The sequence below is a fragment of the Methylobacterium sp. WL119 genome (assembly GCF_008039875.1).
Lineage (GTDB): Bacteria > Pseudomonadota > Alphaproteobacteria > Rhizobiales > Beijerinckiaceae > Methylobacterium.
Genome location: NZ_VRUU01000079.1, coordinates 1 through 22,154 on the forward strand (window position 1 = coordinate 1; position 22,154 = coordinate 22,154).

22 protein-coding genes are annotated in these 22,154 nt (G+C 71.0%); 12 read left to right on the top strand and 10 right to left on the bottom strand.

The annotated features are described in order from the left end of the window. Positions 1–194: 194 nt before the first annotated feature. Positions 195–1,475 carry an MFS transporter gene (locus FV227_RS21500; protein ID WP_147729685.1) on the bottom strand — a complete coding sequence of 427 codons (1,281 nt, stop codon included), beginning with the start codon at positions 1,473–1,475 and terminating at the stop codon, positions 195–197. A 414-nt stretch (positions 1,476–1,889) separates the two neighbouring features. Between FV227_RS21500 and FV227_RS21505 the strand changes: the two genes are divergently transcribed. From FV227_RS21505 to FV227_RS21515, 3 genes are read left to right on the top strand one after another with little or no spacing between them, the layout of a single operon-like run. Then, positions 1,890–3,224 (top strand): CmpA/NrtA family ABC transporter substrate-binding protein, encoded by a 1,335-nt coding sequence (locus FV227_RS21505; protein WP_147859859.1) that lies wholly within the window; start codon positions 1,890–1,892, stop codon positions 3,222–3,224. Next, the gene (ntrB, locus tag FV227_RS21510) at positions 3,224–4,105 is read left to right on the top strand and encodes a nitrate ABC transporter permease (RefSeq protein ID WP_147728868.1); all 882 of its coding nucleotides are present in this window, start codon (positions 3,224–3,226) and stop codon (positions 4,103–4,105) included. The genes FV227_RS21505 and ntrB overlap by 1 nt, the downstream gene beginning before the upstream one ends. An 11-nt stretch (positions 4,106–4,116) precedes the next feature. Further along, a complete protein-coding gene (locus tag FV227_RS21515) occupies positions 4,117–4,920 on the top strand; it encodes an ABC transporter ATP-binding protein (protein ID WP_147728869.1) in 804 nt (267 codons plus the stop codon). Between the two features lie 99 nt (positions 4,921–5,019). Here the strand turns inward: FV227_RS21515 and FV227_RS21520 are convergent, their stop codons facing one another. Together FV227_RS21520 and FV227_RS21525 are read right to left on the bottom strand one after the other, a co-directional pair. Then, a complete protein-coding gene (locus tag FV227_RS21520) occupies positions 5,020–5,934 on the bottom strand; it encodes a manganese catalase family protein (RefSeq protein ID WP_147728870.1) in 915 nt (304 codons plus the stop codon). 332 nt (positions 5,935–6,266) lie between these two features. Next, positions 6,267–7,550 (bottom strand): O-acetylhomoserine aminocarboxypropyltransferase, encoded by a 1,284-nt coding sequence (locus tag FV227_RS21525; RefSeq protein WP_147859860.1) that lies wholly within the window; start codon positions 7,548–7,550, stop codon positions 6,267–6,269. Between the two features lie 290 nt (positions 7,551–7,840). Here FV227_RS21525 and FV227_RS21530 point away from each other — a divergent pair, with 290 nt between their 5' ends. From FV227_RS21530 to FV227_RS21550, 5 genes are all read left to right on the top strand, one after another. Next, positions 7,841–9,472 carry an AarF/UbiB family protein gene (locus FV227_RS21530; protein ID WP_147859861.1) on the top strand — a complete coding sequence of 544 codons (1,632 nt, stop codon included), beginning with the start codon at positions 7,841–7,843 and terminating at the stop codon, positions 9,470–9,472. A 280-nt stretch (positions 9,473–9,752) separates the two neighbouring features. Beyond that, positions 9,753–11,054, top strand: a complete 1,302-nt coding sequence (locus tag FV227_RS21535) for an HWE histidine kinase domain-containing protein (RefSeq protein ID WP_147859862.1) — start codon at positions 9,753–9,755, stop codon at positions 11,052–11,054. An 84-nt stretch (positions 11,055–11,138) separates the two neighbouring features. Beyond that, positions 11,139–11,465 carry a YnfA family protein gene (locus tag FV227_RS21540; protein WP_147727305.1) on the top strand — a complete coding sequence of 109 codons (327 nt, stop codon included), beginning with the start codon at positions 11,139–11,141 and terminating at the stop codon, positions 11,463–11,465. Between the two features lie 75 nt (positions 11,466–11,540). After that, positions 11,541–11,927 (top strand): response regulator, encoded by a 387-nt coding sequence (locus FV227_RS21545; protein ID WP_147727304.1) that lies wholly within the window; start codon positions 11,541–11,543, stop codon positions 11,925–11,927. A gap of 89 nt (positions 11,928–12,016) precedes the next feature. Next, on the top strand, positions 12,017–13,309 hold the full coding sequence (locus FV227_RS21550) for an aminotransferase class I/II-fold pyridoxal phosphate-dependent enzyme (protein WP_147727303.1): 1,293 nt from the start codon (positions 12,017–12,019) through the stop codon (positions 13,307–13,309). A 58-nt stretch (positions 13,310–13,367) separates the two neighbouring features. Here the strand turns inward: FV227_RS21550 and FV227_RS21555 are convergent, their stop codons facing one another. The 3 genes from FV227_RS21555 to FV227_RS21565 form a co-directional block, all read right to left on the bottom strand. Next, positions 13,368–13,646, bottom strand: a complete 279-nt coding sequence (locus tag FV227_RS21555) for a DUF2312 domain-containing protein (protein WP_147727302.1) — start codon at positions 13,644–13,646, stop codon at positions 13,368–13,370. A 115-nt stretch (positions 13,647–13,761) separates the two neighbouring features. Then, entirely contained in the window at positions 13,762–14,070 is a 309-nt protein-coding gene (locus tag FV227_RS21560; protein ID WP_147727301.1) for a DUF1244 domain-containing protein, read from the bottom strand. 73 nt (positions 14,071–14,143) lie between these two features. Then, entirely contained in the window at positions 14,144–14,911 is a 768-nt protein-coding gene (locus FV227_RS21565) for an N-formylglutamate amidohydrolase (RefSeq protein WP_147727300.1), read from the bottom strand. Positions 14,912–15,122: 211 nt separating this feature from the next. Between FV227_RS21565 and FV227_RS21570 the strand changes: the two genes are divergently transcribed. The 4 genes from FV227_RS21570 to FV227_RS29530 all read left to right on the top strand — a co-directional run bounded on the left by FV227_RS21570 (position 15,123) and on the right by FV227_RS29530 (position 18,627). After that, positions 15,123–16,430, top strand: coding sequence for a glycerate kinase (locus FV227_RS21570; protein WP_147859863.1), 1,308 nt, complete (start codon positions 15,123–15,125; stop codon positions 16,428–16,430). Between the two features lie 57 nt (positions 16,431–16,487). Continuing rightward, positions 16,488–16,877, top strand: coding sequence for a DUF1036 domain-containing protein (locus tag FV227_RS21575; protein ID WP_147728959.1), 390 nt, complete (start codon positions 16,488–16,490; stop codon positions 16,875–16,877). A gap of 122 nt (positions 16,878–16,999) precedes the next feature. Next, positions 17,000–18,436: a pyruvate kinase gene (gene pyk / locus FV227_RS21580; protein ID WP_147728957.1), complete on the top strand. Its 1,437-nt coding sequence runs from the start codon at positions 17,000–17,002 to the stop codon at positions 18,434–18,436. A 77-nt stretch (positions 18,437–18,513) separates the two neighbouring features. After that, on the top strand, positions 18,514–18,627 hold the full coding sequence (locus tag FV227_RS29530) for a DUF1737 domain-containing protein (protein ID WP_210246734.1): 114 nt from the start codon (positions 18,514–18,516) through the stop codon (positions 18,625–18,627). Positions 18,628–18,741: 114 nt separating this feature from the next. On the opposite strand, the gene FV227_RS21590 is transcribed toward FV227_RS29530, so the two are convergent. The 4 genes from FV227_RS21590 to FV227_RS21605 all read right to left on the bottom strand — a co-directional run bounded on the left by FV227_RS21590 (position 18,742) and on the right by FV227_RS21605 (position 22,048). Then, a complete protein-coding gene (locus FV227_RS21590; protein ID WP_147728958.1) occupies positions 18,742–19,758 on the bottom strand; it encodes an alpha/beta hydrolase in 1,017 nt (338 codons plus the stop codon). Next, on the bottom strand, positions 19,755–20,369 hold the full coding sequence (locus FV227_RS21595; protein WP_147859864.1) for a tetratricopeptide repeat protein: 615 nt from the start codon (positions 20,367–20,369) through the stop codon (positions 19,755–19,757). Before FV227_RS21595 ends, FV227_RS21590 begins: the two co-directional genes overlap by 4 nt. 110 nt (positions 20,370–20,479) lie before the next feature. After that, the gene (ykgO, locus tag FV227_RS21600; protein ID WP_003601867.1) at positions 20,480–20,605 is read right to left on the bottom strand and encodes a type B 50S ribosomal protein L36; all 126 of its coding nucleotides are present in this window, start codon (positions 20,603–20,605) and stop codon (positions 20,480–20,482) included. A 183-nt stretch (positions 20,606–20,788) separates the two neighbouring features. After that, positions 20,789–22,048, bottom strand: a complete 1,260-nt coding sequence (locus tag FV227_RS21605) for an HlyD family type I secretion periplasmic adaptor subunit (RefSeq protein ID WP_246688372.1) — start codon at positions 22,046–22,048, stop codon at positions 20,789–20,791. Positions 22,049–22,154: the final 106 nt, after the last annotated feature.

A 22,154-nucleotide genomic window follows, 5' to 3' on the forward strand; every position in this document is an offset into this window, starting at 1 on the left:
GGGTCGAGCCCGCGCCGCCTCCCCCGCCGCCGAAGGTCGAGACCCCGCCGGCACCCGCTTCGGCGCCTCCGAAGCCCGCCGCCAACCCGTTCTCGGTGGAGGAGATCGAGGCCGAGTTCGCGCGCCTCCTCGGGCGGCCCCTCGACAAGCGGAATTGATCGGGCGCAGGAGCCCGGCCGGCCGACGGTCGCCGTTCACACGCCCTTGCGCAGCGTCTCCGGCATCGCGAGCACCGCGAGGAAGCTGATCACCGCCGTGACCGCCAGGTAGGCGCCGACCCAGGCGATCCCGCCCCAGTCGACCAGGCGCTGGGCGATGTAGGGGGCGCCGGAGGCTCCGACGATGCCGGCGAGGTTGTAGGTCACCGAGGCGCCGGTGTAGCGCACCCGGGTCGGGAACAGCTCCGGCAGCAGGGCGCCCATCGGCCCGAAGATCCAGCCCATCGTGAACAGGCTGAGGCAGAGGAAGGCGAGGACGACCGCGCCCGAGCCGGAGCCGAGCATCGGCCCGAGCAGCCCGCCGAGGCCGAACGCCACCACCATGCCGGCCATCAGCACCGGTCTGCGCCCGAAGCGGTCGGCGTTGGCGCCGGAGAGCGCGATGCCGAGCGCCATGAAGCAGACGGCGATGCACTCGAACAGCAGGAAGGCCGGCCGCGCGTAGCCGAGCGCCGCAGTGCCGTAGCCGAGGGCGAAGACGGTGGAGATGTAGAACACGGCGTAGACCGCCACCATCGCCAGGGTGCCGACGACGAGCGCGTGGCCGTGCCCGGTCACCATCGCGGCGAAGGGCACGCGCTCGGGCTTGGCCTGCGCGAGCGCCGCCTTGAAGGCCGGCGTCTCGCTGAGCTTGAGCCGCACGTAGAGGCCGACGCCGACCAGCGCGGCCGAGGCCAGGAACGGCAGCCGCCAGCCCCAGGCCTGGAAGCTTTCCGCGCTCAGGGCGAAGCTGAGCGCCAGGAAGCTGACGTTGGCCAGGATGAAGCCGACCGGCGCGCCGAGCTGCGGGAAGATGCCGTACCAGGCGCGCCGGCCCGCCGGCGCGTTCTCGACCGCGAGCAAGGCCGCGCCGCCCCACTCGCCGCCGAAGCCGATTCCCTGGCCGCAGCGCAGCAGGCACAGCATCGCCGGCGCCCACCAGCCGGCGGTGGCGTAGGTCGGCAGGCAGCCGATCAGCACCGTCGAGACGCCCATGATCAGCAGCGAGGCGACCAGCGTCGCCTTGCGCCCGACCCGGTCGCCGAAATGCCCGAACAGGGCCGCGCCCACCGGCCGCGCCAGGAAGGCGATCGCGAAGGTCGCGAAGGCGCTGAGCTGCTGCACGCCGGGCTCGCCGGGCGGGAAGAAGACCGGGCCGATCACCAGCGCGGTCGCGGTGGCGTAGATGTAGAAATCGAAGAACTCGATCGCCGTGCCGACGAAGCTCGCGGCGAGGACCCGGCGGGCCGACAGGGGGGACGGCGTGGTCTGGAGCATGATCGTTCGCGGTCGCGCGGTGTTGACGTGCGCCCCGGTTAGTCGAGCGCGCCGCGTTTGCACAGCATCCCGCCCGCCGAAACCGCGGCGTTTCGCGAAACGACGCACGATTACGTCACGATCCGTAATCCCGGCGCCGGCGCGCGTTTTTTGTGCGCTGCGAAGGGATGTCCCGGGGCGAAAAGCTCAATGCGACGGCAGGTTTGCGCCGAGCCTCGGCCAGTCTTCACTTGCGCTAGCCTGGCACGAAACCTGCTGAGCTGCACCGTCCGTCAATGGAGACGGCACCGCCTCCGCCAGCAACGCCGCTGATGCGATCCGCTCCGCCCCGAAGATCCTTCCGGGCAGCGGGGCGCGTTCGTGCGCGGATCGGCGGGCGCCGGCGTAGTTTTCAAGGTCAGGATCCTGCCGCAGATGCGTAACGACGAGCCGAAATTCACCCTCGACCGGTCCCCCCTCGCCGAAGCGTCCGGCACCGGCACCCGCCGCGGCCTGCTCAAGGGCGCGGCCGGCGCCCTGTCGCTCGCCGCCGCCGTGCGCCTCGCCCTGCCGGGGGGCGCCTTCGCGCAGGGCGCGGGCCCCGAGGTCAAGGGGGCCAAGCTCGGCTTCATCGCGCTGACCGACGCCGCCCCGCTCTTCGTCGCCAAGGAGAAGGGCATCTTCGCCAAGTACGGCCTGCCCGACGTCGAGGTGATGAAGCAGGCGTCGTGGGGCACCACCCGCGACAATCTCGTGCTCGGCTCCGAGGGCAACGGCATCGACGGCGCTCACATCCTGACGCCGATGCCCTACCTGATCACGGCCGGCCGGGTGACGCAGAACAACCAGCCGACGCCGATGTACATCATGGCCCGGCTCAACCTGAACGGGCAGTGCATCTCCGTCGGCAAGGAGTACATGCCCGACAAGGTCGCCCTCGACGCCAAGCCCTTCAAGGCGGCCCTGGAGCGGAAGAAGGCCTCGGGCAAGCCGGTCAAGGCGGCGATGACCTTCCCGGGCGGCACCCACGACCTCTGGATCCGCTACTGGCTCGCCGCCGGCGGCATCGACCCCGACAAGGACATCGAGACCATCGTCGTGCCGCCGCCCCAGATGGTGGCGAACATGAAGGTCGGCACGATGGACTGCTTCTGCGTCTGCGAGCCGTGGAACGCGCAGCTCATCACGCAAGGGATCGGCTACACCGCGCTCACCACCGGCGAGTTGTGGAAGGACCATCCGGAGAAGGCCTTCGCCATGCGAGCGGCCTGGGTCGACAAGCACCCGATCGCCGCCAAGGCGCTCCTGATGGCGGTGCTGGAAGCCCAGCAATGGTGCGACAAGCCCGAGAACCGGGACGAGCTCGCCGGCATCGTCGCCAAGCGCCAGTGGATCAACATCGCGGTCACCGACGTGATCGACCGGATGAAGGGCAAGTTCGATTACGGCGACGGCCGCGTCGTCGAGAACAGCCCCCACACCATGAAGTTCTGGGCCGACAACGCCTCGTACCCGTACCAGTCGCACGATTCCTGGTTCCTCACCGAGGACATCCGCTGGGGCAAGTTCGACGCGCAGACCGACACCAAGGCGCTGATCGCCAAGGTGAACCGCGAGGACCTCTGGCGCGACGCGGCCAAGACGCTCGGCGTCTCCGCGATCCCGACCAGCACGTCCCGCGGCAAGGAGACGATGTTCGACGGGAAGGTCTTCGATCCCGAGAACCCCGCCGCCTACCTCGCCAGCCTCGGCATCAAGAAGGTCTCGTGATGGCCGCCACCTCGACGATCGCCGACAAGACCGCCCTCGGCACCGCCGCCCGCGATGCCGCCGCCGTGAAGAGCCGCACGCCCTTCCTCACCGCCAAGCGGGCGAAGGGCCTGGCCGCCAACCTGATCCCGCCGCTCGTGGTGCTCGCGGCCTTCCTGCTGTTCTGGGAGGTCGCGTGCTCGCGGCCCACCGCCGGCCTGCCGCCGCCCTCGCGGGTGGTGACGGAGGCCTGGGACATCATCGCCCACCCGTTCTACGACAACGGCGGCACCGACAAGGGCCTGTTCTGGCACATCTCGGCCAGCCTCCAGCGCGTCGCCTTCGGCTTCGCGCTGGCGGCGATCGTCGGAATCCTGACCGGCACGCTGGTCGGCCAGTCCGACTGGGCGATGCGCGGCCTCGACCCGATCTTCCAGGTGCTGCGCACGATCCCGCCGCTGGCCTGGCTGCCGCTGTCGCTCGCCGCCTTCCGCGACGGGCAGCCCAGCGCGATCTTCGTGATCTTCATCACCTCGATCTGGCCGATCATCATCAACACCGCGGTCGGCATCCGCAACATCCCGCAGGACTACCGCAACGTCGCCGCGGTGATCCGCCTGAACCCGATCGAGTTCTTCATGAAGGTCATGCTTCCGGCGGCGGCCCCGTACATCTTCACCGGGCTTCGCATCGGCGTCGGGCTGTCCTGGCTCGCCATCGTCGCCGCCGAGATGCTGATCGGCGGCGTCGGCATCGGCTTCTTCATCTGGGACGCCTGGAACTCCTCACACATCAGCGAGATCATCGTGGCGCTGGTCTATGTCGGCGTCATCGGCTTCGTCCTCGACCGGCTGGTGGCGGCGGTCGGCCAGGTCGTCACCCGCGGCACCAGCGCAGCTTGAGGACCGGGACCATGGCCAACCCATCCCATCTCGACCTCTCGCAGGTCGGCATCAGCTTCACCCGCGGCGGCATCACCACCGAGGTGCTGCGCGACGTGAACCTCAAGGTCGCCAAGGGCGAGTTCGTCTCGATCATCGGCCATTCCGGCTGCGGCAAGTCGACGGTGCTCAACATCGTCGCCGGGCTTCTGAAGAGCTCGACTGGCGTCACTCTGCTCGACGGCAAGGAGGTGTCGTCGCCCGGGCCCGAGCGGGCGGTGGTGTTCCAGAACCATTCGCTGCTGCCTTGGCTCACGGTGCGCGAGAACGTGGCGCTCGCCGTCGACAAGGTGCTCGCCAGGACGAAGTCGAAGGCGGAGCGCAAGGCCTGGATCGAGCACAACCTCGCCCTGGTGAACATGGTGCACGCCGCCGACAAGCGGCCGTCCGAGATCTCCGGCGGCATGAAGCAGCGCGTCGGCATCGCCCGGGCGCTCGCCATAGAGCCGACGGTGCTGCTGATGGACGAGCCGTTCGGCGCCCTCGACGCGCTGACCCGCGCCCATCTCCAGGATCAGCTCATGGAGATCCAGGTGCGCCTGCGGAACACGGTGATCATGATCACCCACGACGTGGACGAGGCGGTGCTCCTGTCCGACCGCATCGTGATGATGACCAACGGCCCGTCGGCCACCATCGGCGAGGTGCTGACCGTGCCGATGCCGCGCCCGCGCCGTCGGCTCGAGCTGGTCGAGGACAAGGACTACGTCCATTGCCGGGCGGAGGTGCTGGAATTCCTCTACGCGCGCCACGCCAAACCGGCTTTGGCCGCCTGAGCGAACGCCGGGCGCGCGCCGGCGCATCCATTGCCAGGGCCGCAAACAGAAAGGCCGGCGCCCCTCGCGGGAGCGCCGGCCTCGTCGTTCGACCTCGGATCAGCGGCTCTTCTTGTAGAGCTTGCTCGCGATCTCGAAGATCTCCTCGGGCGCGTAGTCGGGGGCGAAGGCACCGTAATTGCCGTCGAGCTCCGGGATCTTGCCGCCCTCGGGGTGGCCGTCGACGATCTCGAGCTGGCCGGGCGGATCACCCGGCAGCGCGACCTCGTCGTTCGACCAGACGCCGGCGGCTTCCGCGTAGTCGTTCGGGCTGAAGGTGTAGAGGCGGCGGTGGCTCCCCTCCTGCAGGTACTTCTGGCACTCGGGGATCTTGTCGAGGACGATGTTGGGCGTCGGCAGCATCTTCTCGATCTCGACGCCGGTGAGCTTCTTCAAGGCCAGCGCGTAGGCGTGGGCGTGGACCGAGCCGCGCACCAGCAGGTAGCCGCAGACCTCGCGACCGGTCGGGTCCGTCAGGGTCTCGTAGACGCGCAGCTTGTGCAGGCGGGCGCCGCATTCGAGGTGGAAGTTGTGCAGCAGGTCGATGATCAGATTACCGGTCGTCGTCACCATGTCCATGTTCCAGGACGCGGCGTTCGAGTTCATCGGCATCGCGCCGCCGCCGTTCGATAGGAAGCTGCCGGCGAGCCGGATGTCCTTCATGTCCTCGAAGGGCGCCTTGGAGATGTCGACGTCCTTGGTGTCGTCGCCGGGGCCGTTGTTCAGCATCGAGACGCCGGTCGAGACCAGCTCGACGTGGCCGAGCTCCTCGGCGAAGATGCTGGAGACCAGGCTGTAGAACGGACGCAGCTTGGACTTGTTGCGGAAATTGAAACTCTGGAACATGTAGTTCCCGAGGGTGGACATCTCGCCGTACTTGCCGCCGAGCAGCTCCTGCAGGGCCGCAGCGGCGTTCGGATCGGGTCGCTTCGGCTGCGGAAGCTCGGCCTGCAGCTTGTCGATGCGCATGAACATGGGTTGGGATCCTTATCGCCGGAGCGCCGGGACGTGTTGGTGCTACCGCCGAGCGGCGCCCTTGTTCCTGGCGACGGACCGATAGCCGCGCATCGCAACCGCGCGACGGCGAGCCCGGCCCGCGCCGGCGGCCGGACTTTCGGCGGCGTCCGGACCTTCATCCTTGGATTGCATAGCGCGGTGGATGCGGTCGCGCGGACGGGCACGGCGCGCCGCCATCCTGCTCGCGGATCGCCGTCTCGCAGACCGGGCCGGACCCGTCGGCGTCACGGCGGCCGAGCCTCCAGCCGCATCGTGCCGTCGACGCGGGCGGGAGGCCGGCGCGGGGCCGGCTAAGCGCCGAGCGCGCCGTCGAGGTCCTCGATCAGGTCGGCCGGGTCCTCGAGGCCGATCGAGAGGCGGACCACCTCCGGCCCGGCGCCGGCCGCGGTCTTCTGCGCGTCGGTGAGTTGGCGGTGGGTGGTCGAGGCCGGGTGGATCACCAGCGAGCGCGTGTCGCCGATGTTCGCCACGTGCGAGAACAGCTGCAGGTTGCCGACGAGCTTCACGCCGGCATCGTAGCCGCCCGCGAGGCCGATGGTGAAGACCGAGCCGAAGCCGTTCGGCGTGTAGCGCTTGGCGAGCTGATGGTAGTGGTCGGTCTCGAGCCCCGGATAGCTCACCCACGACACCGCCGGGTGGCCCGCCAGGTGCGTCGCGACGGCCATGGCGTTGTCGCAGTGGCGCTGCATCCGCAGCGGCAGGGTCTCGATGCCGTTGAGGATCAGGAAGGCGTTGAACGGCGACAGCGCCGGCCCGAGGTCGCGCAGGCCGAGCACCCGGATGGCGATGGCGAAGCCGAAATTGCCGAAGGTCTCGGCCAGCACCATGCCGGCATATTCCGGGCGCGGCTGGCTCATCATCGGGTAGCGCGCGTCGCCGGCCCAGGGGAAGGTGCCGCCGTCGACCACGAGACCGCCGATCGAGTTGCCGTGGCCGCCGAGGAACTTCGTCGCCGAGTGCACGACGATGTCGGCGCCGTGCTCGAACGGGCGGATCAGGTACGGCGTCGCCATGGTGTTGTCGACGATGAGCGGGATGTTGTGGCGCTTGGCGATCTCCGACAGGGCGGCGATGTCGGTGATGACGCCGCCCGGGTTGGCGATGGATTCGCAGAAGATCGCCTTGGTGCGCGGCGTGATCGCCCGCTCGAACGAGGACGGGTCGTCGGTGTCGGCCCAGACCACGCTCCAGCCGAAGTTCTTGTAGCTGTGGTTGAACTGGTTGATCGAGCCGCCGTAGAGCTTGTTGGCCGCGATGAACTCGTCGCCCGGCTGCATCAGCGCGTGCATCGTCAGGAACTCGGCCGCGTGGCCGGACGACACCGCGACCGCCGCGGTGCCGCCTTCGAGGGCGGCGATGCGCTCCTCCAGCACGGCGTTGGTCGGGTTGGTGATGCGCGAGTAGATGTTGCCGAAGGCCTGCAGCCCGAACAGCGAGGCGGCGTGGTCGACGTCGTCGAACACGAAGCTCGTGGTCTGGTAGATCGGCGTCGCCCGTGCGCCCGTGGCCGCATCGGGGCTCGCGCCCGCGTGGATCGCGAGGGTGTTGAAGCCGGGCAGCCGGTCGGTCGTCATGGGTCTCTCCTCGGCCGGGTCGTTCGGGCACGATCACGTTCGCGCCAGCGCTGGCACGCGGTTTACGCTTCCCCGCCGCGGCGGTGCAAGGCGCCGGCCCCCGTCACAGCACGGCTCGGCCGCCTGTGATGGGGAGGCGCAGCCGCTGGATGCGGGAAGGCGCGCCCGTCCGGGCCGAAGCGCCGCAGCCCTCCGATCCGGGACGGCGCGGTCTCCGACCCTAAAAAAGACCCGATGCTCGTGCTGTCCGGGCACCTTCCCTCGTCGCCCCGCACGGATCGATCCGCTCTATGCTGAAAACCGCCTTCGTTGCCGCGCGCGACCGTCAGCGGCTGTCGGAGATCGCCTCGATCCTGATCGGCTTCGGCGTCAACAAGGTCGTGGACCGGCTCGGGCTGCGCTACATCCCGATCCTTCCGCGCCGCAAGCCGAAGATCGACGTCACCCGCCTGTCGGAGCCCGAGCGCCTGCGCCGCGCGATCGAGGCTCTGGGGCCGACCTTCATCAAGTTCGGCCAGGTGCTCGCCAGCCGTCCCGACCTGCTCTCGCCGATGTGGACCGAGGAGCTGGCCAAGCTCCACAGCCAGGTCTCGCCGGTCTCCTGGGAGACGATCCGCCCGCAGCTGGAGGCCGACCTCGGGGCGCCGCCGCAGGAGATCTTCGCCGAGTTCGACACCAACGCGATCGCCTCGGCCTCGATCGCCCAGGTCTACCGGGCCAAGCTGCATTCGGGCGAGGACGTCATCGTCAAGGTGCTGCGCCCGGGCCTGCGCAAGATCATCGACGCGGACCTGCGCCTGATGGCGCACGGCGCCCGCATCGTCGAGACCGAATGGCCGGACATGGCCCGCTACCAACCGGGCGAGCAGATGCGCCACCTCGCCGCCGGCCTGAACGGCGAGCTCGACCTGATGAACGAGGCGCGCAACTGCGAGTTGCTCGCTTCGCTGTTCTCCGACCGCGACGACATCGTATTCCCGAAGATCCACTGGGAGTGGTGCTCCGAGCGGGTGCTGGTGCAGGAATTCATCCACGGCATCCCCCCGAACGACGAGGCGCGGCTCGCCGCCGCCGGCGTCGACAAGAAGCTGCTCGCCCAGAAGGGGACCGACGCCTTCCTGAAGATGGCTCTGATCGAGGGCGTGTTCCACGCTGATCCGCACCCGGGCAACATGCTGGCGATGTCGGGTAACCGGATCGGATTCATCGATTTCGGCATCATCGGGCGCCTGTCGCAGAAGCGGCGCAACCAGCTGCTCGTGCTGATCGGCGCGATGCTGAAGCAGGACGCCGACGGGCTGATGGCGGTGCTGCTCGACTGGACCGGCTCGAGCAGCCCGGACCTGACCCGGCTGGAAGGTTCGGCGCAGGCCTTCGTCGAGAGCCATTCCTCGATCCCGCTCAACCTCGGGTTGGTGCTCACCGACTTCATGACCATGGCGCGTGAGAACGACCTCGCGATGCCGACCGACCTTGCGATCCTGTTCAAGGGCCTCGTCACCGCCGACGGCGTGATGCGCCACCTCGATCCGAACTTCGACCTGTTCGCCGCCGCCGGCCCGACGGTGCGGGCGAGCATGCAGACGCAGTTCTCGCTGACCGGGCTGAAAACCAAGGCCGAGGCGCTGGGCGTCGGCCTCTACGGCGCCGCCTCGGAGCTGCCGACGCTGATCCACCTGATGCTGGTGCGTCTGAAGCAAGGCCGCGTCACCGTCGAGATCGAGGTGAAGGGCCTCGACAAGGTCACCCGCGGCATCGAGCGGGCGGCGGCCCGCGTCGCGGTGGCGCTGGTGGTCGCCGCCTTCGCCACCCAGCTCGCGCCGCGCCTGATCGACCTCGGGACGCCGGTCTTCGTCACGATCGGCCTGGTCGTGTTCACCCTCGGCGTCGGCTGGCTCGTGCTGCTTGGACGGAAGAAGTGACGTCCTGCGCGACGGCCTAGACTTGTATCCGTTCCGGTCCGGTCGGCTTGACTACAATCGTGCCTTGCAGGCCCGGGCCGATATGCTAGCGTAATTCCGCCCACCGAATCGTGAGGATGCGGGTGGGGCGCGGCTCAGAAGCGGATTCATTCGCCGGTCGCGCTCCGCGTCTCGACATCGCGTCGCCACGCCGCGCGTTTCGCGGGTCGATACGCCGTCGCACGCCTCGCGGACACGCCCGCCGGCGCCGCGCGACGGTCGTCGAAGGGGAGCTTGTGCGATGGACACGGGCGCGAGTTGCAAGATTTCCGCCTTTCAGGCCACGGTCGCCGACCGGCGGCTCTCCGCCCTCGAGGCGGAGAACCACCATCTCCGGGCGTTGCTGAGCGAGGCGAGCCGGCAGGCCGACGCGGAAGCCGAACGCAATGCGCGCCTCGGCCGGATCGTCGTCTCGGAACGCGGCGCCAGCCGCATCGAGGCACGTCGGATCGTCGCCGAGGCGGTGCGGATGCGCGCCGAGGCCGAGAGCACCGTGGAGCATTGCCGGCGCGACCTGGCGCGCGGTGCCGCCCGCCTCGCCGGCGCCGAGGAGCTGAACGCGCAGCTCCGGGCCAGCGAGGAGTTCAACCGGCGCATCCTCTGGACCACCACCGACTTCGTGAAGGTGCTGGACCTCGACGGCCGCCTGATCACCGTGAGCGAGAACGGGCCCGCCGTCCTGGGCGTCGAGACGTTCGCCGGCCTCGTCGGCCGGGCCTGGATCGACTTCTGGTCCGCCCCCGACAGCCGTGCCGGCATCCGCGACGCCCTCGATGCGGCGCGGGCCGGGCGGCCGTGCCGGTTCCAGGCGGTTCTGAACGCGGGCGCCGCGCCGACCTGGTGGGACATCGCGGTGACGCCGATCGACGGCGCCGACGGCCGCCCCGAACGCATCCTCGCGGTGTCGCGCGACATCACCGACCTCAAGCGCAACGAGGCGCGCCAGACCCTGCTCATGCAGGAGCTCGCGCACCGGGTGAAGAACACCCTCGCCCTGGTCCAGGCGGTGGCGACGCAGACCCTGCGCAACGCCCCCTCGCTGGAGGAGGCCGGCCGGGCGCTGGATGCCCGCCTCGTGGCGCTGGCCCAGGCCCACGACGTGCTGGTTCAGGGCGCGTGGTCGAGCGCCTCGCTGTCGGGCCTCGTCGCCGGCGCGGTGGCGCTGCACGGCGACGGGGTGCCCGGCCAGTTCACGGTGAGCGGTCCCGACCTGACGCTCGCCGCCGGCCACGGCCTGACCCTGGCGCTGATGCTGCACGAGCTCGCCACCAACGCCGCCAAGTACGGCGCGCTCTCGACCGGCGCCGGCCGGGTGGCGATCTCCTGGGCGATCGACGAGACGGAGCCGGATGCGCGCCTCCGCTTCCGCTGGGAGGAGATCGGCGGTCCGCCGGTCGCGCCGCCGACGCGGACGGGGTTCGGCACGCGCCTGATCGCCCGGTGCCTGAGCCACGATTTCGGCGGCGCGGTCGCGCTCCGGTTTCCGCCGACCGGGGCGGTGCTGACCCTGGAGGCGCCGCTCGCCTCGGTCGTCGCCGCCTGAGGCACCCCCGCCGGGGATCCGGCGCGACGCCCAGGCGGGCGCCGCCCATTGGCGATCGCCGCCGGGCGTGAGAGAGGTCGCGGCGTGTCCACGCTCCTCGTCTACGTCGCAGCCGGCCTCTGCGAGATCGCCGGCTGCTTTGCCGCCTGGGCCTGGCTCAGGCTCGGGTACTCGCCGCTCTGGCTCCTGCCCGGCGCCCTCGCGCTTGCCGGGTTCGCGCTGCTGCTCACCCGGGTCGAGGCGGAGGCCGCCGGGCGCGCCTACGCCGCCTACGGCGGCATCTACATCGCGCTCTCGCTCGCCTGGCTCTGGCTCGTGGAGGATCGCCCGCCCGACCGCTGGGACCTCTCCGGCGCGATGATCTGTCTCGCCGGCGCCGGCCTCATCCTGTGGGGGCCGAGGCCGGCGTGAGCGCGCGCCTTGACGAGGCGGACACCGGGGAATAGGCCCCGGTGCTGGTGTTCAAACACAGTGTCCGCAGGCCTGATGACCGACAGCCCGACAGATCAACCCGTCGTTCTCCTGGTGGAAGACGACGGCCTTCTTCTGATGGAAGCCGCCGACACCCTCGCCGATGCGGGTTTCACGGTTCTCGAAGCGAGCCATGCGGACAAGGCGCTGAAGGTTCTTGAGAATCGCGACGACGTTCAAGTTCTGATGACCGATGTCGACATGCCGCAAGGCTCGATGGACGGTTTCGCGCTGGCCCGCCTCGTGGCCGACCGCTGGCCGGCGATCCCGGTCCTCGTCGTGTCCGGCATGGGCACGCCCGGCCCCTACGACATGCCCGACGGCGCCCGCTTCATCCCGAAGCCCTACGAGCCCAACACCCTGGTCCGGACGCTGCGTTCCTTCATCCACCGCGCGGCCTGAGCCCACGCCCGCAGGCCCGACGGGCCCTGCCCGCGGTTGCCCCTCCCCCGGTCCGCCGTGATAGGGCATGGTCCCGAGGACCGAGTTCGATGACAGACACGCCGAAGACGCCCCGATTCGCCACCCAGGCGATCCATGCCGGTGCCAGCCCCGACCCGGCCACCGGCGCGCGGGCGCAGCCGATCTACTTCACCAACGGCTTCGTGTTCGATTCCACCGAGCAGGCCGCCGACATCTTCAACATGCGCCGCACCGGGTTCTCGTACTCGCGCGGCTCGAACCCCACCGTCGCCGCCCTTGAGCGGCGCGTGGCCGCGCTCGAGGGCGCGAAGGCCGCCATCGCCGTGTCCTCGGGGCAGTCGGCGCTGCTGCTGGTGATGCTGACGCTGATGAAGAGCGGCGACGCCTACGTCGCCTCGCCGCGCCTGTTCGGTGGTTCGCTCGGCCTGATGCGGCGGCTCGACGGGCGCTACGACCTGAAGCCGCTCTTCGCCAAGGGCCTGACGCCGGCCGATTTCGAGGCGGCGATCACGCCGGAGACCCGGGCGATCATCTGCGAGTCGATCGTCAACCCGTGCGCCACGGTGATGGACATCGCCGGCATCGCCGAGGTGGCCCGGCGCCACGGTCTGCCGCTCGTCGTCGACAACACCCTCGCCTCGCCCGCCCTGATCCGACCGATCGAGCACGGCGCCGACATCGTCGTGCACTCGACATCGAAGTTCCTCGGCGGCTCCGGCCAGACCATCGGCGGCGTGATCTGCGACGCCGGCCGGTTCGACTGGACGAGGACCGACCACTACAACCTGATCACCGGCGCATGGCCCGACTACGACGGCCTCGTCATCACCGAGCGCTTCCCCGACAACCCGTTCGCCGTGGCCTGCCGCCTGTTCGGCCTGCGCGACCTCGGCCCCGGCCTCTCGCCGATGAACGCGTTCCTGACGCTGACCGGCATCGAGACCCTGCCGCTCAGGATGGCGCGCCACTGCGCCAACGCGCGCACGGTCGCCGCCTACCTCAAGGACCATCCGGCCGTCGCCTGGGTGAGCTATCCGGGCCTGCCCGGCCAGCCCGGCGAGGCGCTGGCGCAGCGCTACGTGCCGCAGGGGCCGGGCTCGATCTTCACCTTCGCCCTGAAGGGCGGCGAGCCGGCCGCGCTGACGTTCATCACCAGCCTGGAGCTGATCTCGCACCTCGTGAACATCGGCGAGATCAAGTCGCTGGCGATCCATCCCGCGACGACGACGCACCGCCAGTTGCCGAAGGACGAGAAGGAGGCAGCCTGCGTCGGCCCCGACACCGTCCGCCTGTCGATCGGCCTGGAGAACGTCGAGGACCTGATCGCGGACATCGCGCAGGCCCTGGCCCAGGTGGGCTGAAGGTCGCCTCGGACGTTGCGGCATGCTCGACCGTGGTCGAGCATGCCGTCGCGAGCCGTCAGACCATGCCGAGCGCCTGCATGTAGAGCTCGAGGATCGCCTCCTCCTCCTGGCGCTCGCTGTGGTCCTTCTTGCGCATGCGCAGGATGGTGCGGACCGCCTTCACGTCGAAGCCGCGGCCCTTCAGCTCGGCCATCACTTCCTTGATGTCGCCGGCGATGCCGCTCTTCTCCTCCTCGAGGCGCTCGATGCGCTCGATGAACGCGCGAAGCTCGTCGGCGGCCACGCCCTCGGATGATGACACGTCGCCGGGGGTCGGCATGGCATGCGCGTTCATGGTTCTCTCCTGTCCTGCCCGGTTCGTAGGGGAGTAAACTTACCGGGAGCTTAGCCGGAGCGACCCGCGCAGCCCCGCCGTGGAACGCGTCGCCGCGGCCCGGCGGCGGAACGCGTCAGTGCGGCTCCGCCGCGGATTTGGCGAAGGCGGCCTGCTGCTCGGGGCTGGCCTCGGTCTGGTACTTCGCCTTCCATTCGGAGAACGGCATCCCGTAGACCCGCTCGCGGGCCTCGTCCTTGGTCAGGCCGAGGCCTTCGGCGTCGGCCGCGTCCTTCATCCAATTCGACAGGCAGTTCCGGCAGAAGCCGGCGAGGTTCATCATGTCGATGTTCTGGACATCGGTACGCGCCTGGAGATGCGCCACCAAGCGCCGGTAGACCGCCGCCTCGAGCTCGGTCTGCGTCTTCGGATCGATCTCGGTCATCGGCCTCTCGCGCTGTTCGTAAATGATCCGCTGGAGGTCGGCGCAGGGCGCGCCCGAGTCAAGCGTGCCCGCGTCAAGCGCGACCCTTCATCAGCGGGCGGAGAAGCCCGGCAAAGCGCGCGGCCCATTCGCCCTGCCCGGCCTCGGCGGCGATCAGGTCCTGGCGGATCTCGACCAGCGCATTGGCCAGCCCCCGCGCGGTGGCGTGCCGGTCGATCGTGTCGCCGGGCAGGCCGCCGCCGTAGGGCTCGTTGTCGCCCACCGTCAGCCCGGCGGGGTCGGCGCGCAGGCCCGCGATCAAGGGCGCGCTGAGGCGCTCGTCCCGGTCGTAGAGGATGCCGACCTCCCAGGGCCGGGGGACGCCGCGCCAGAACGGGGTGAAGCTGTGCATCGTCAGGAGCATCGGCGGGCCGGCCGCGGTGTCGGCCGCCGCCACCGCGGCATCGATCGCCCGGTCGAACGGATCGTAGAAGCGGGCGATGCGCGCCTGCTTGCCGGCCTCGTCGATCCGCGCGTTGCCGGGCACCACCGCCCCGTCCGAGAGCCGCATCACCAGCGTCGGGTCGGCCCGGCCGCGGTTCGGGTCGATGATCAGCCGCGAGAAGTCGGTGAGGATCGCCGGCGCGCCGAGCAGCGCCGCGAGCCGCCGGGTCACGCCCGCCGCCCCGATGTCGTAGGCGATGTGGCGCCGGAACTCGCCCTCGGGCAGCCCGAGCTCGATGTCGTCGGGCACGTGGTTCGAGGCGTGGTCGCAGGCCAGGATCAGCCCGCAGCCGGGATCGCCCGGGATCGTCTCGACCGGGTGGGGCGGGTGTCGCGCGAGGCTGTGGGACAGGGGCACGGGTCCGGTTCGGTTCGCGGAGGCTGGGAGGTCTTGCCGTCACGGCAAGGCTCGGGCAGAGCACGTATCAAGGATCGTGCGCTCACGGCAAGAAACGGCCACGGCAAGAAACAGGCCCGTCGCCTAAAGAGCCCGTCGCCCCTGCCCGCACCCGCGGGTCGCGAAGGCGAGGACCGCACGAACGAGGAAACGACGCGCGAGACCCTGACCGATGACGCCTGAGATCGACCCCGCCACGCGCGCCCTGCGGACCCTGCTCGACGGCTTCCTCGCCGCGGCGATCGAGGCCGCCCACCCCGATACCTGCCTGCCGGCGCACCTGCCGCCCCCGACCCCGGGCCGGCTGATCATCCTCGGCGCCGGCAAGGCGGGGGGAAGCATGGCGGCGGTCGCCAGCCGGTTCTACCGCGAGCAACACGGGCTCGGCGACGACCGCATCGTCGGCCTGGCCGTCGCCCGCCACGGTTACGGGCAGGACGCGCCCGGCATCCGCATGGTCGAGGCCGGCCATCCCGTACCGGACGAGGCCGGCATCGCCGCGACCCGGGAGGCGCTGGCGCTCGCCACCGCCGCCGGCCCCGACGACGAGGTGCTGGTTCTGCTCTCGGGCGGCGGCTCGGCCAACTGGATCGCGCCGGCCGGCGACCTGACGCTCATCGAGAAGCAGGCGATCACCCGCGCGATGCTGCGCTCGGGCGCGCCGATCGGCGAGATCAACACCGTGCGCAAGCACCTCTCGCGCATCAAGGGCGGCCGCCTCGCGGTGGCCGCGCGCAACGCCCGCTCGATCCTGACGCTGGCGATCTCTGACGTGCCGTTCGACGACCCCGCGGTGATCGCCTCCGGCCCGACCGTGCCCGACCCGTCGACGCTCGCCGACGCCCGCGCGATCTGCGAGCGCCGCGGGATCCCGCTGCCCGAGACCGCGATCCGCCTGCTGAACGACCCGCTGAACGAGACCCCGAAAGCCGGCGACCCGGCCTTCGCGCGGGCCGAGTACCGCATCGTCGCCCGGCCGATCGACGCGCTGGAGGCGGCGGCCGCCGCCGCCAAGGCCGCCGGCTACGAGCCGGTGATGCTCGGCGCCGACCTCGAGGGCGAGGCCCGCGAGGTCGCGGCCGAGCACGCCCGCATCGCCCGCGAGATCAAGGCCTCGGGCCGCAAGGTCGCGCTGATCTCCGGCGGCGAGCTCACCGTGACGATCCGCGGCGAGGGCCATGGCGGGCCGAACCAGGAATACGCGCTGGCGCTCGCCATCGCGCTCGACGGCGAGACCGGGATCGCCGGCATCGCGGCCGACACCGACGGCACCGACGGCGGCCGCGGCGAGGCGACGGACCCAGCCGGCGGCCTCGTCGACCCGACCACGCTGGCTCGCGCCCGCGCCGCGGGCCTCGATCCGGCCGCGATGCTGGCCGACAACGATTCCACCCGGTTCTTCGCCGAGATCGGCGACCTGGTTCAGCCCGGCCCGACGAAGACCAATGTCAACGACTGCCGCATCATCCTCGTCGGCTGACTTTTTTGGGAGTTTGCGTTGCGGCTTCTCGTGATCGGCGCGGCGCTCGGGCTCGCGATGCTCGGCGCCTCGCCGGCCCGCGCGGACCTGCGCCTGTGCAACCTCACCCCGAGCAAGGTCGGCATCGCGTTGGGCTACCGCGACCCGCAGGGCTGGGTCACGGAGGGCTGGTGGGACCTGACGCCGAAGGCGTGCGAGACCCTGCTCAAGGGCGCCCTGGCCGCACGGTTCTACTACGTCTTCGCCGTCGACTACACGCGCGGCGGCGAGTGGAGCGGGCGCTCGCTGATGTGCACCCGCGACAGCGAGTTCACGATCCGCGGCGTCGAGGACTGCCTCGCCCGCGGCTACGACCGCAACGGCTTCTTCGAGGTCGACACCGGCGAGCAGAAGAGCTGGACGATCCAGCTCTCCGACCCCAACCAGCCGGCTGCACCGCAGCCCTGAACCCCCCGCCCCGCCTTGACGGGGCAGCATGACCGGTGCTTCTGGCCGCATGTCCGTCGTCACGACTTCATGATGTTCCGCCAAGGGGCACGCGGCGGCAGCGATGTGCCCCAGGAGGCCCGATGAAACGTTCACGCCGCACGAAGATCGTCGCCACCCTCGGTCCGGCTTCCGACTCGCCGGAGATGATTGCGAAACTCTTCCGCGCCGGCGTGGACGTGTTCCGGCTCAACATGAGCCACCTGCCGCGCGAGAAGCTGCCCGAGAAGGTCGAGGCGATCCGCGCGGTCGAGCGCGAGTTCAAGCGCCCGATCGGCATCCTGGTCGACCTCCAGGGCCCGAAGCTCCGGCTCGGCGCCTTCGCCGAGGGGTTCGCGATGATCGAGAACGGCGCGAGCTTCGTCCTCGACGGCGACCCGACGCCGGGCGACGTCCACCGCTGCTACCTGCCCCATCCGGAGATCCTCTCCGCCCTGGAGCCGGGCCACTCCGTCATCATCGACGACGGCAAGCTGCGCCTCACCGTCACCGAGGCGAGCGAGACGCGCGCCGTGACCCGCGTCGAGGTCGGCGGCCGCATCTCGAACCGCAAGGGCGTCTCCCTGCCCCACACGGTGATCCCGCTGCCGGCGATGACCGACAAGGACCGCTCGGACCTCGAGGCCGGCCTCAACGTCGGCGCCGACTGGATCGCGGTGTCCTTCGTGCAGCGGCCCGAGGACGTGGCCGAGGTGAAGAAGGTCTGCGCCGGCCGCGCCCTGGTGATGGCCAAGATCGAGAAACCGCAGGCGCTGACCCGGCTCGACGAGATCATGGAGATCTCCGACGGCGTGATGGTGGCCCGCGGCGACCTCGGCGTGGAGATGCCGCTGGAGCAGGTGCCCGGCGTGCAGAAGCGCATCACCCGCGGCGCCCGGCGGATGGGCAAGCCCGTCGTCGTCGCGACGCAGATGCTCGAATCGATGATCACCGCCCCCGTGCCGACCCGCGCCGAGGTGTCCGACGTGGCGACCGCGGTCTACGAGGGCGCGGATGCGGTGATGCTCTCCGCCGAGAGCGCGTCGGGCGCCTTCCCGCTCGAGGCGATCGGCATGATGAGCCGCATCGCCGAGGAGGTCGAGCGCGACGCCCTGTACTGGTCGATCATCCGCGCGCAGAACTCGACGCCGGACCACACCGCCGCCGACGCCATCGCGGCGGCCGCCCACCAGATGGTCGACGCGCTCGACCTCGAGGCGATCATGGCCTGGACCCATTCGGGCTCGACGGCGCTCCGGCTCTCGCGCGAGCGCCCGAACGCCACGGTGATCGCGCTGACGCCCAAGCGCGAGACCGCGCGCCGCTTGGCGATCGCCTGGGGCACGCACCCGATCGTCACCAACGATGCCAGCGACGTGGACGACATGGCCTTCCGGGCCGCGAAGTTCGCGGTGCGCGAGCGCTTCGCCGAGGTCGGCGACCGCGTCATCGTGGTCGCCGGCGTCCCCTTCGGGACGCCGGGCGCGACGAACCTCGTGCGCATCGCCTTCATCACCCGCGAGCACGCCGCGAAGGCGTGATCGGCCGCTCCGTCCCGTTCTTCGGCGGGACGGAGCGCCGCCGCTCGCCCCGGCGGCGATCGTAGCGAGGCTTCCCGATGACGTCGCAGCCACCCGACGGCCTCCCGGCCTATCGCCTGCCGACCGGCAAGGACGACGCGGCGTTCCGTCGTCGCGTGTCGGACGCCCTCGCCCTCGGCCAAGTCCCGTAGGGATCGTCGGCGGCGACCTTCAACGGCATCCACGTCGTCGTGGCCCGAGCCGTCGTCTGGCCTTCCGCGTCGCGCTGACGGCCGATCCGACCGCCGACCGGTCCACGCGGCGCCTCAGGGCGCGACCGGGGCGGCCTCCGGCGCGGCGACCCGCTCGGCCATCTTCGACACCGCGTCGACCAGCGCCTGCGTCGACACCCACGGCACCATGTGGCCGATCCCCGGCAGCTCGACGAGGTCGGCCCCCGGGATCGTGCGGCTCAGGGGTTCGGCCTGACTCGTGTTGCCGACGGCGCCGTCGGCATCGCCGGTGACGATCGTCGTCGGCACGCGCAGCGATTTGTAGCGCGGCGCCTGCGCAGCGAGGGCTGCGGGGAGCGCGACCAGGTCCTGCACGCTGGCGAGCAGGGTGGCCGGGCGCAGGACCAGGGCGGCCCGGCTGCGGTCGACGTAGCCCTCCGCCACCGGCTGCGGCTGGAACACGTTGCGCGCCGCCGTCTCGAGGAAGCGCAGGCCGATGGGCGGGCCGAGCGTCCGGCTCAGCAGCCACGCCACCGGCGGCTGGAGCGCGAGGCGCCAGTACCAGGCCGGGGTCCGCGCCTCGCGGAACGGCAGCGCCACCGGCGCGACCAGCACCAACCCGGAGACGCGCTCGGGATGGTCGAGGGCGAGGCTCAGCGCCAGGGCGCCCGCCCAGGAATGGCCGAGCACGATCGCCGGGCCGACGTTCATGCGCTCCAGCGCCTCGGCGATGGCCGCCCCCTGGACCGCCGGGGCGGCGGCGTCCTCGCCCGAGAGCCGGTCGCTCCAGCCGAAGCCCGGCCGGTCGAAGGCGACGACGCGAAAACCCTGCGCGGCGAGCGCCCGCCCGACGCCCTCCATCGGGTCTGAGGCGTTGGCCGAGGCCCCGTGCAGCAGCACGACCGTGGCGCGGGCCCCGGTCTCGGGGCCGGCCTGGATCGTCGCGAGGCGGCCGCCGGCGACGTCGACGAACGGCCCTTCCGGGGGATGCTGCGCCGAGACCCGGGCGGTGATGATCAGCGTCGCCACCGCGCCCGCGCCGAGGACGGCGCCGATCAGGGCCGCGACGAGGCCGAGCAGGCTCGCGAGCGCGAGGATCACGGCCTTCACAGGTCGCGACCGTCGACCTCGGGTGACAGACGCTCCATCGCGTCCTTGAGCTTCGGCATGCGCGGGTAGATGGCGATCGCCCGGCGATAGGCGTTCATCGCCCGCGCCTTGTCGTCCATCGACAGGTAGATCCGGCCGAGGGCCGCCCAGGCCTCGAAGTGGCGCGGCTCCAGCACCAGCGCACGCTGCAGGTCGGCGATCGCCGATTCCCTGTCGGTCAGGAGCCAGAACACCGTCGCGCGCCGGTTCCAGCCCTCGGACCAGGCCGGCTCGATCGCGGTGGCGCGGTCCATCAGCTCGGCGGCCAGGGCGAAGTCCTGTGCGGTCATCGCCTGGCGGGCGCGATCGGTGAGGAGGTCCACGGTGGCGCTGCCGGACCGGTCGAGGCGGCGCTCGATCAGGGTCGCGACGCCCTTCGCCTCGGCGTCGTCCTCGGCGTTGCGGAGACGCTCGTACAGCTCGTTCAGGCTGGCGGCGGGCTTGCGGTCCTGCGCCTTCGGCTCGGCGGCGGCCGCCGGATGGCGGTCCGGATTGCCGGGCGGCGCCGCGGCGGCGGCCGTCGAGACGGTCGCGAGCAGGACGAACAGGAGCGGTCGAGCGATGGGCGCCATGCGGGGAGCTTGGTCCCCCCGCCCGCCGGCGTCAACGCGCGGGATGCCGCGCGGCGGGGGCGGTCGCGCCGCCCGGTCGGGCATCCGTCGGGGACGGATGCCGCGACGCCTCAGCCCTGGCGGGCCTTGAAGCGCTTCTGGGTCTTGTTGATGACGTAGACCCGGCCCTTGCGGCGCACGAGCTGGTTGTCGCGGTGGCGGCCACGGAGCGACTTGAGGGAGTTGCGAATCTTCATCGGTCTTGCACGCGGCGCGGGTCGGACCGGCCGTCCATCGAAAGGGTGTCGGGATCGCACGCCCTCGCGGGCGCACGGCGATGGCGGCGGACGCATCGCGGAAAGAGCGGGCCCCATATCAGGATTCGGCCGCACGAGGCAAGGCACCGCAGCGAAGCATCGCGCAGGGCCGTGCCCGCGTGCCTACTTCTCGCGCCAGGCTTTGGCGACCTGGTCGGCGAGCGGCTTCATCAGGTAGCTCATCACGGAGCGCTCGCCGATCTGGAGGAAGGCCTCGACCGGCATGCCGGGCACGAGCTGGACCTCGCCCAGGCGCTCGCGCTGGGTCTCGGGCACGCGGATGCGGGCGGTGTAGTAGCTCTGGCCGGTCTTGGGATCGGTCGAGACGTCGGCCGAGACGCGGCTCACCGTGCCGTCGATCTCGGGCGTGGTGCGGCTGTTGAAGGCGGAGAACCGCAGCACCGCACGCTGCTCGCGGCGCACGCTGTCGATGTCCTGGGGCGGGATCTTGACCTCGACGGCGAGCTGGTCGGCCGTGGGCACGATCAGCATCGCCGGCTCGGACGGCGTCACCAGCCCGCCCACGGTGTGGACCGTCATCTGGTGGACGGTGCCGTCCTGCGGGCTGCGCAGGTCGATGCGCTTGAGCTGGTCCTCGGCCGCGACCCGCTTCTCGCGCAGCTCCGAGCGCTTGCCGCGGATCTCGGCGAGATCCTTGCCGACCTCGGTGCGCATGTCGCCGTCGACCTGCAGGATCTGCAGCTCGGTCTCGGTGATCTTGCCCTTGGCCGAGGCGGTCTGCGCGACGAGCTGGCCGCGCTCGCCCTGGAGCCGGGCGGTCTCGCGCTCGAGCGCCGTGACGCGCGAGAGCGGCACCAGGTTCTTGGCGTAGAGCTCGCGCACCCCCGTCAGCTCGGTGAGGATCAGCGCGATCTCGCGCTCCTTGGCGTTGGCCTGCTGGGTCAGGCCGCCGATCTCCTGGCGCAGCTGCTCGATGCGCTCGGAGAGCTGCGCCTTCTGCCCGGCGCGGCCGGCGCGGCGGGCGGCGAACAGGCGGGTCTCGCCGTCGACGAGGCGGGCGACCGAGGGGTCGGCGTCCCGGCGGCCCAGCAGCTCGGCGGGGAAGGCGATCGTCGGGGCGTCGTCGCGCTCGGCCTCGTCGCGGGCATGGCGCGCGTCGAGCTCGTCCAGCGCCCGCAGCACGATGTCGAGGTTGGCCCGGGTCTGCGTCTCGTCGAGGCGGATCAGCACGTCGCCGGCCTTGACCCGGTCGCCCTCGCGCACGCGCAGCTCCCCGACCACCCCGCCGGTGGGGTGCTGCACCTTCTTGATGTCGGACTCGACCACGAGCTGGCCCGGCGCGATCACTGCGCCGGCGATCTCGGTGAAGGTGGCCCAGCCGCCGACGCCGACCACCAGCACGGTGCCGAGCGGGATCTCGATGTCGACGTTCTTGAGGTTATTGCCGCGGGCGCCGAACACCCCGAGCTTGCCCTTGCGCCCCTTCCGCCGCGCGGTCGGGGTCCGCACCGACTTCTCGCCGGTCAGG

What these genes read in the sequence shown, in the direction of transcription:
- ykgO (WP_003601867.1), bottom strand. Translation starts at nt 20,605, where the DNA reads ATGAAGATTCGCAACTCCCTCAAGTCGCTCCGTGGCCGCCACCGCGAC.
- FV227_RS21525 (WP_147859860.1), bottom strand. Translation starts at nt 7,550, where the DNA reads ATGACGACCGACCGGCTGCCCGGCTTCAACACCCTCGCGATCCACGCG.
- FV227_RS21500 (WP_147729685.1), bottom strand. Translation starts at nt 1,475, where the DNA reads ATGCTCCAGACCACGCCGTCCCCCCTGTCGGCCCGCCGGGTCCTCGCC.
- FV227_RS21535 (WP_147859862.1), top strand. Translation starts at nt 9,753, where the DNA reads ATGGACACGGGCGCGAGTTGCAAGATTTCCGCCTTTCAGGCCACGGTC.
- pyk (WP_147728957.1), top strand. Translation starts at nt 17,000, where the DNA reads ATGAAACGTTCACGCCGCACGAAGATCGTCGCCACCCTCGGTCCGGCT.
- ntrB (WP_147728868.1), top strand. Translation starts at nt 3,224, where the DNA reads ATGGCCGCCACCTCGACGATCGCCGACAAGACCGCCCTCGGCACCGCC.
- FV227_RS21570 (WP_147859863.1), top strand. Translation starts at nt 15,123, where the DNA reads ATGACGCCTGAGATCGACCCCGCCACGCGCGCCCTGCGGACCCTGCTC.
- FV227_RS21595 (WP_147859864.1), bottom strand. Translation starts at nt 20,369, where the DNA reads ATGGCGCCCATCGCTCGACCGCTCCTGTTCGTCCTGCTCGCGACCGTC.
- FV227_RS21520 (WP_147728870.1), bottom strand. Translation starts at nt 5,934, where the DNA reads ATGTTCATGCGCATCGACAAGCTGCAGGCCGAGCTTCCGCAGCCGAAG.
- FV227_RS21530 (WP_147859861.1), top strand. Translation starts at nt 7,841, where the DNA reads ATGCTGAAAACCGCCTTCGTTGCCGCGCGCGACCGTCAGCGGCTGTCG.
- FV227_RS21555 (WP_147727302.1), bottom strand. Translation starts at nt 13,646, where the DNA reads ATGAACGCGCATGCCATGCCGACCCCCGGCGACGTGTCATCATCCGAG.
- FV227_RS21515 (WP_147728869.1), top strand. Translation starts at nt 4,117, where the DNA reads ATGGCCAACCCATCCCATCTCGACCTCTCGCAGGTCGGCATCAGCTTC.
- FV227_RS21560 (WP_147727301.1), bottom strand. Translation starts at nt 14,070, where the DNA reads ATGACCGAGATCGATCCGAAGACGCAGACCGAGCTCGAGGCGGCGGTC.
- FV227_RS21550 (WP_147727303.1), top strand. Translation starts at nt 12,017, where the DNA reads ATGACAGACACGCCGAAGACGCCCCGATTCGCCACCCAGGCGATCCAT.
- FV227_RS29530 (WP_210246734.1), top strand. Translation starts at nt 18,514, where the DNA reads ATGACGTCGCAGCCACCCGACGGCCTCCCGGCCTATCGCCTGCCGACC.
- FV227_RS21545 (WP_147727304.1), top strand. Translation starts at nt 11,541, where the DNA reads ATGACCGACAGCCCGACAGATCAACCCGTCGTTCTCCTGGTGGAAGAC.
- FV227_RS21575 (WP_147728959.1), top strand. Translation starts at nt 16,488, where the DNA reads ATGCTCGGCGCCTCGCCGGCCCGCGCGGACCTGCGCCTGTGCAACCTC.
- FV227_RS21505 (WP_147859859.1), top strand. Translation starts at nt 1,890, where the DNA reads ATGCGTAACGACGAGCCGAAATTCACCCTCGACCGGTCCCCCCTCGCC.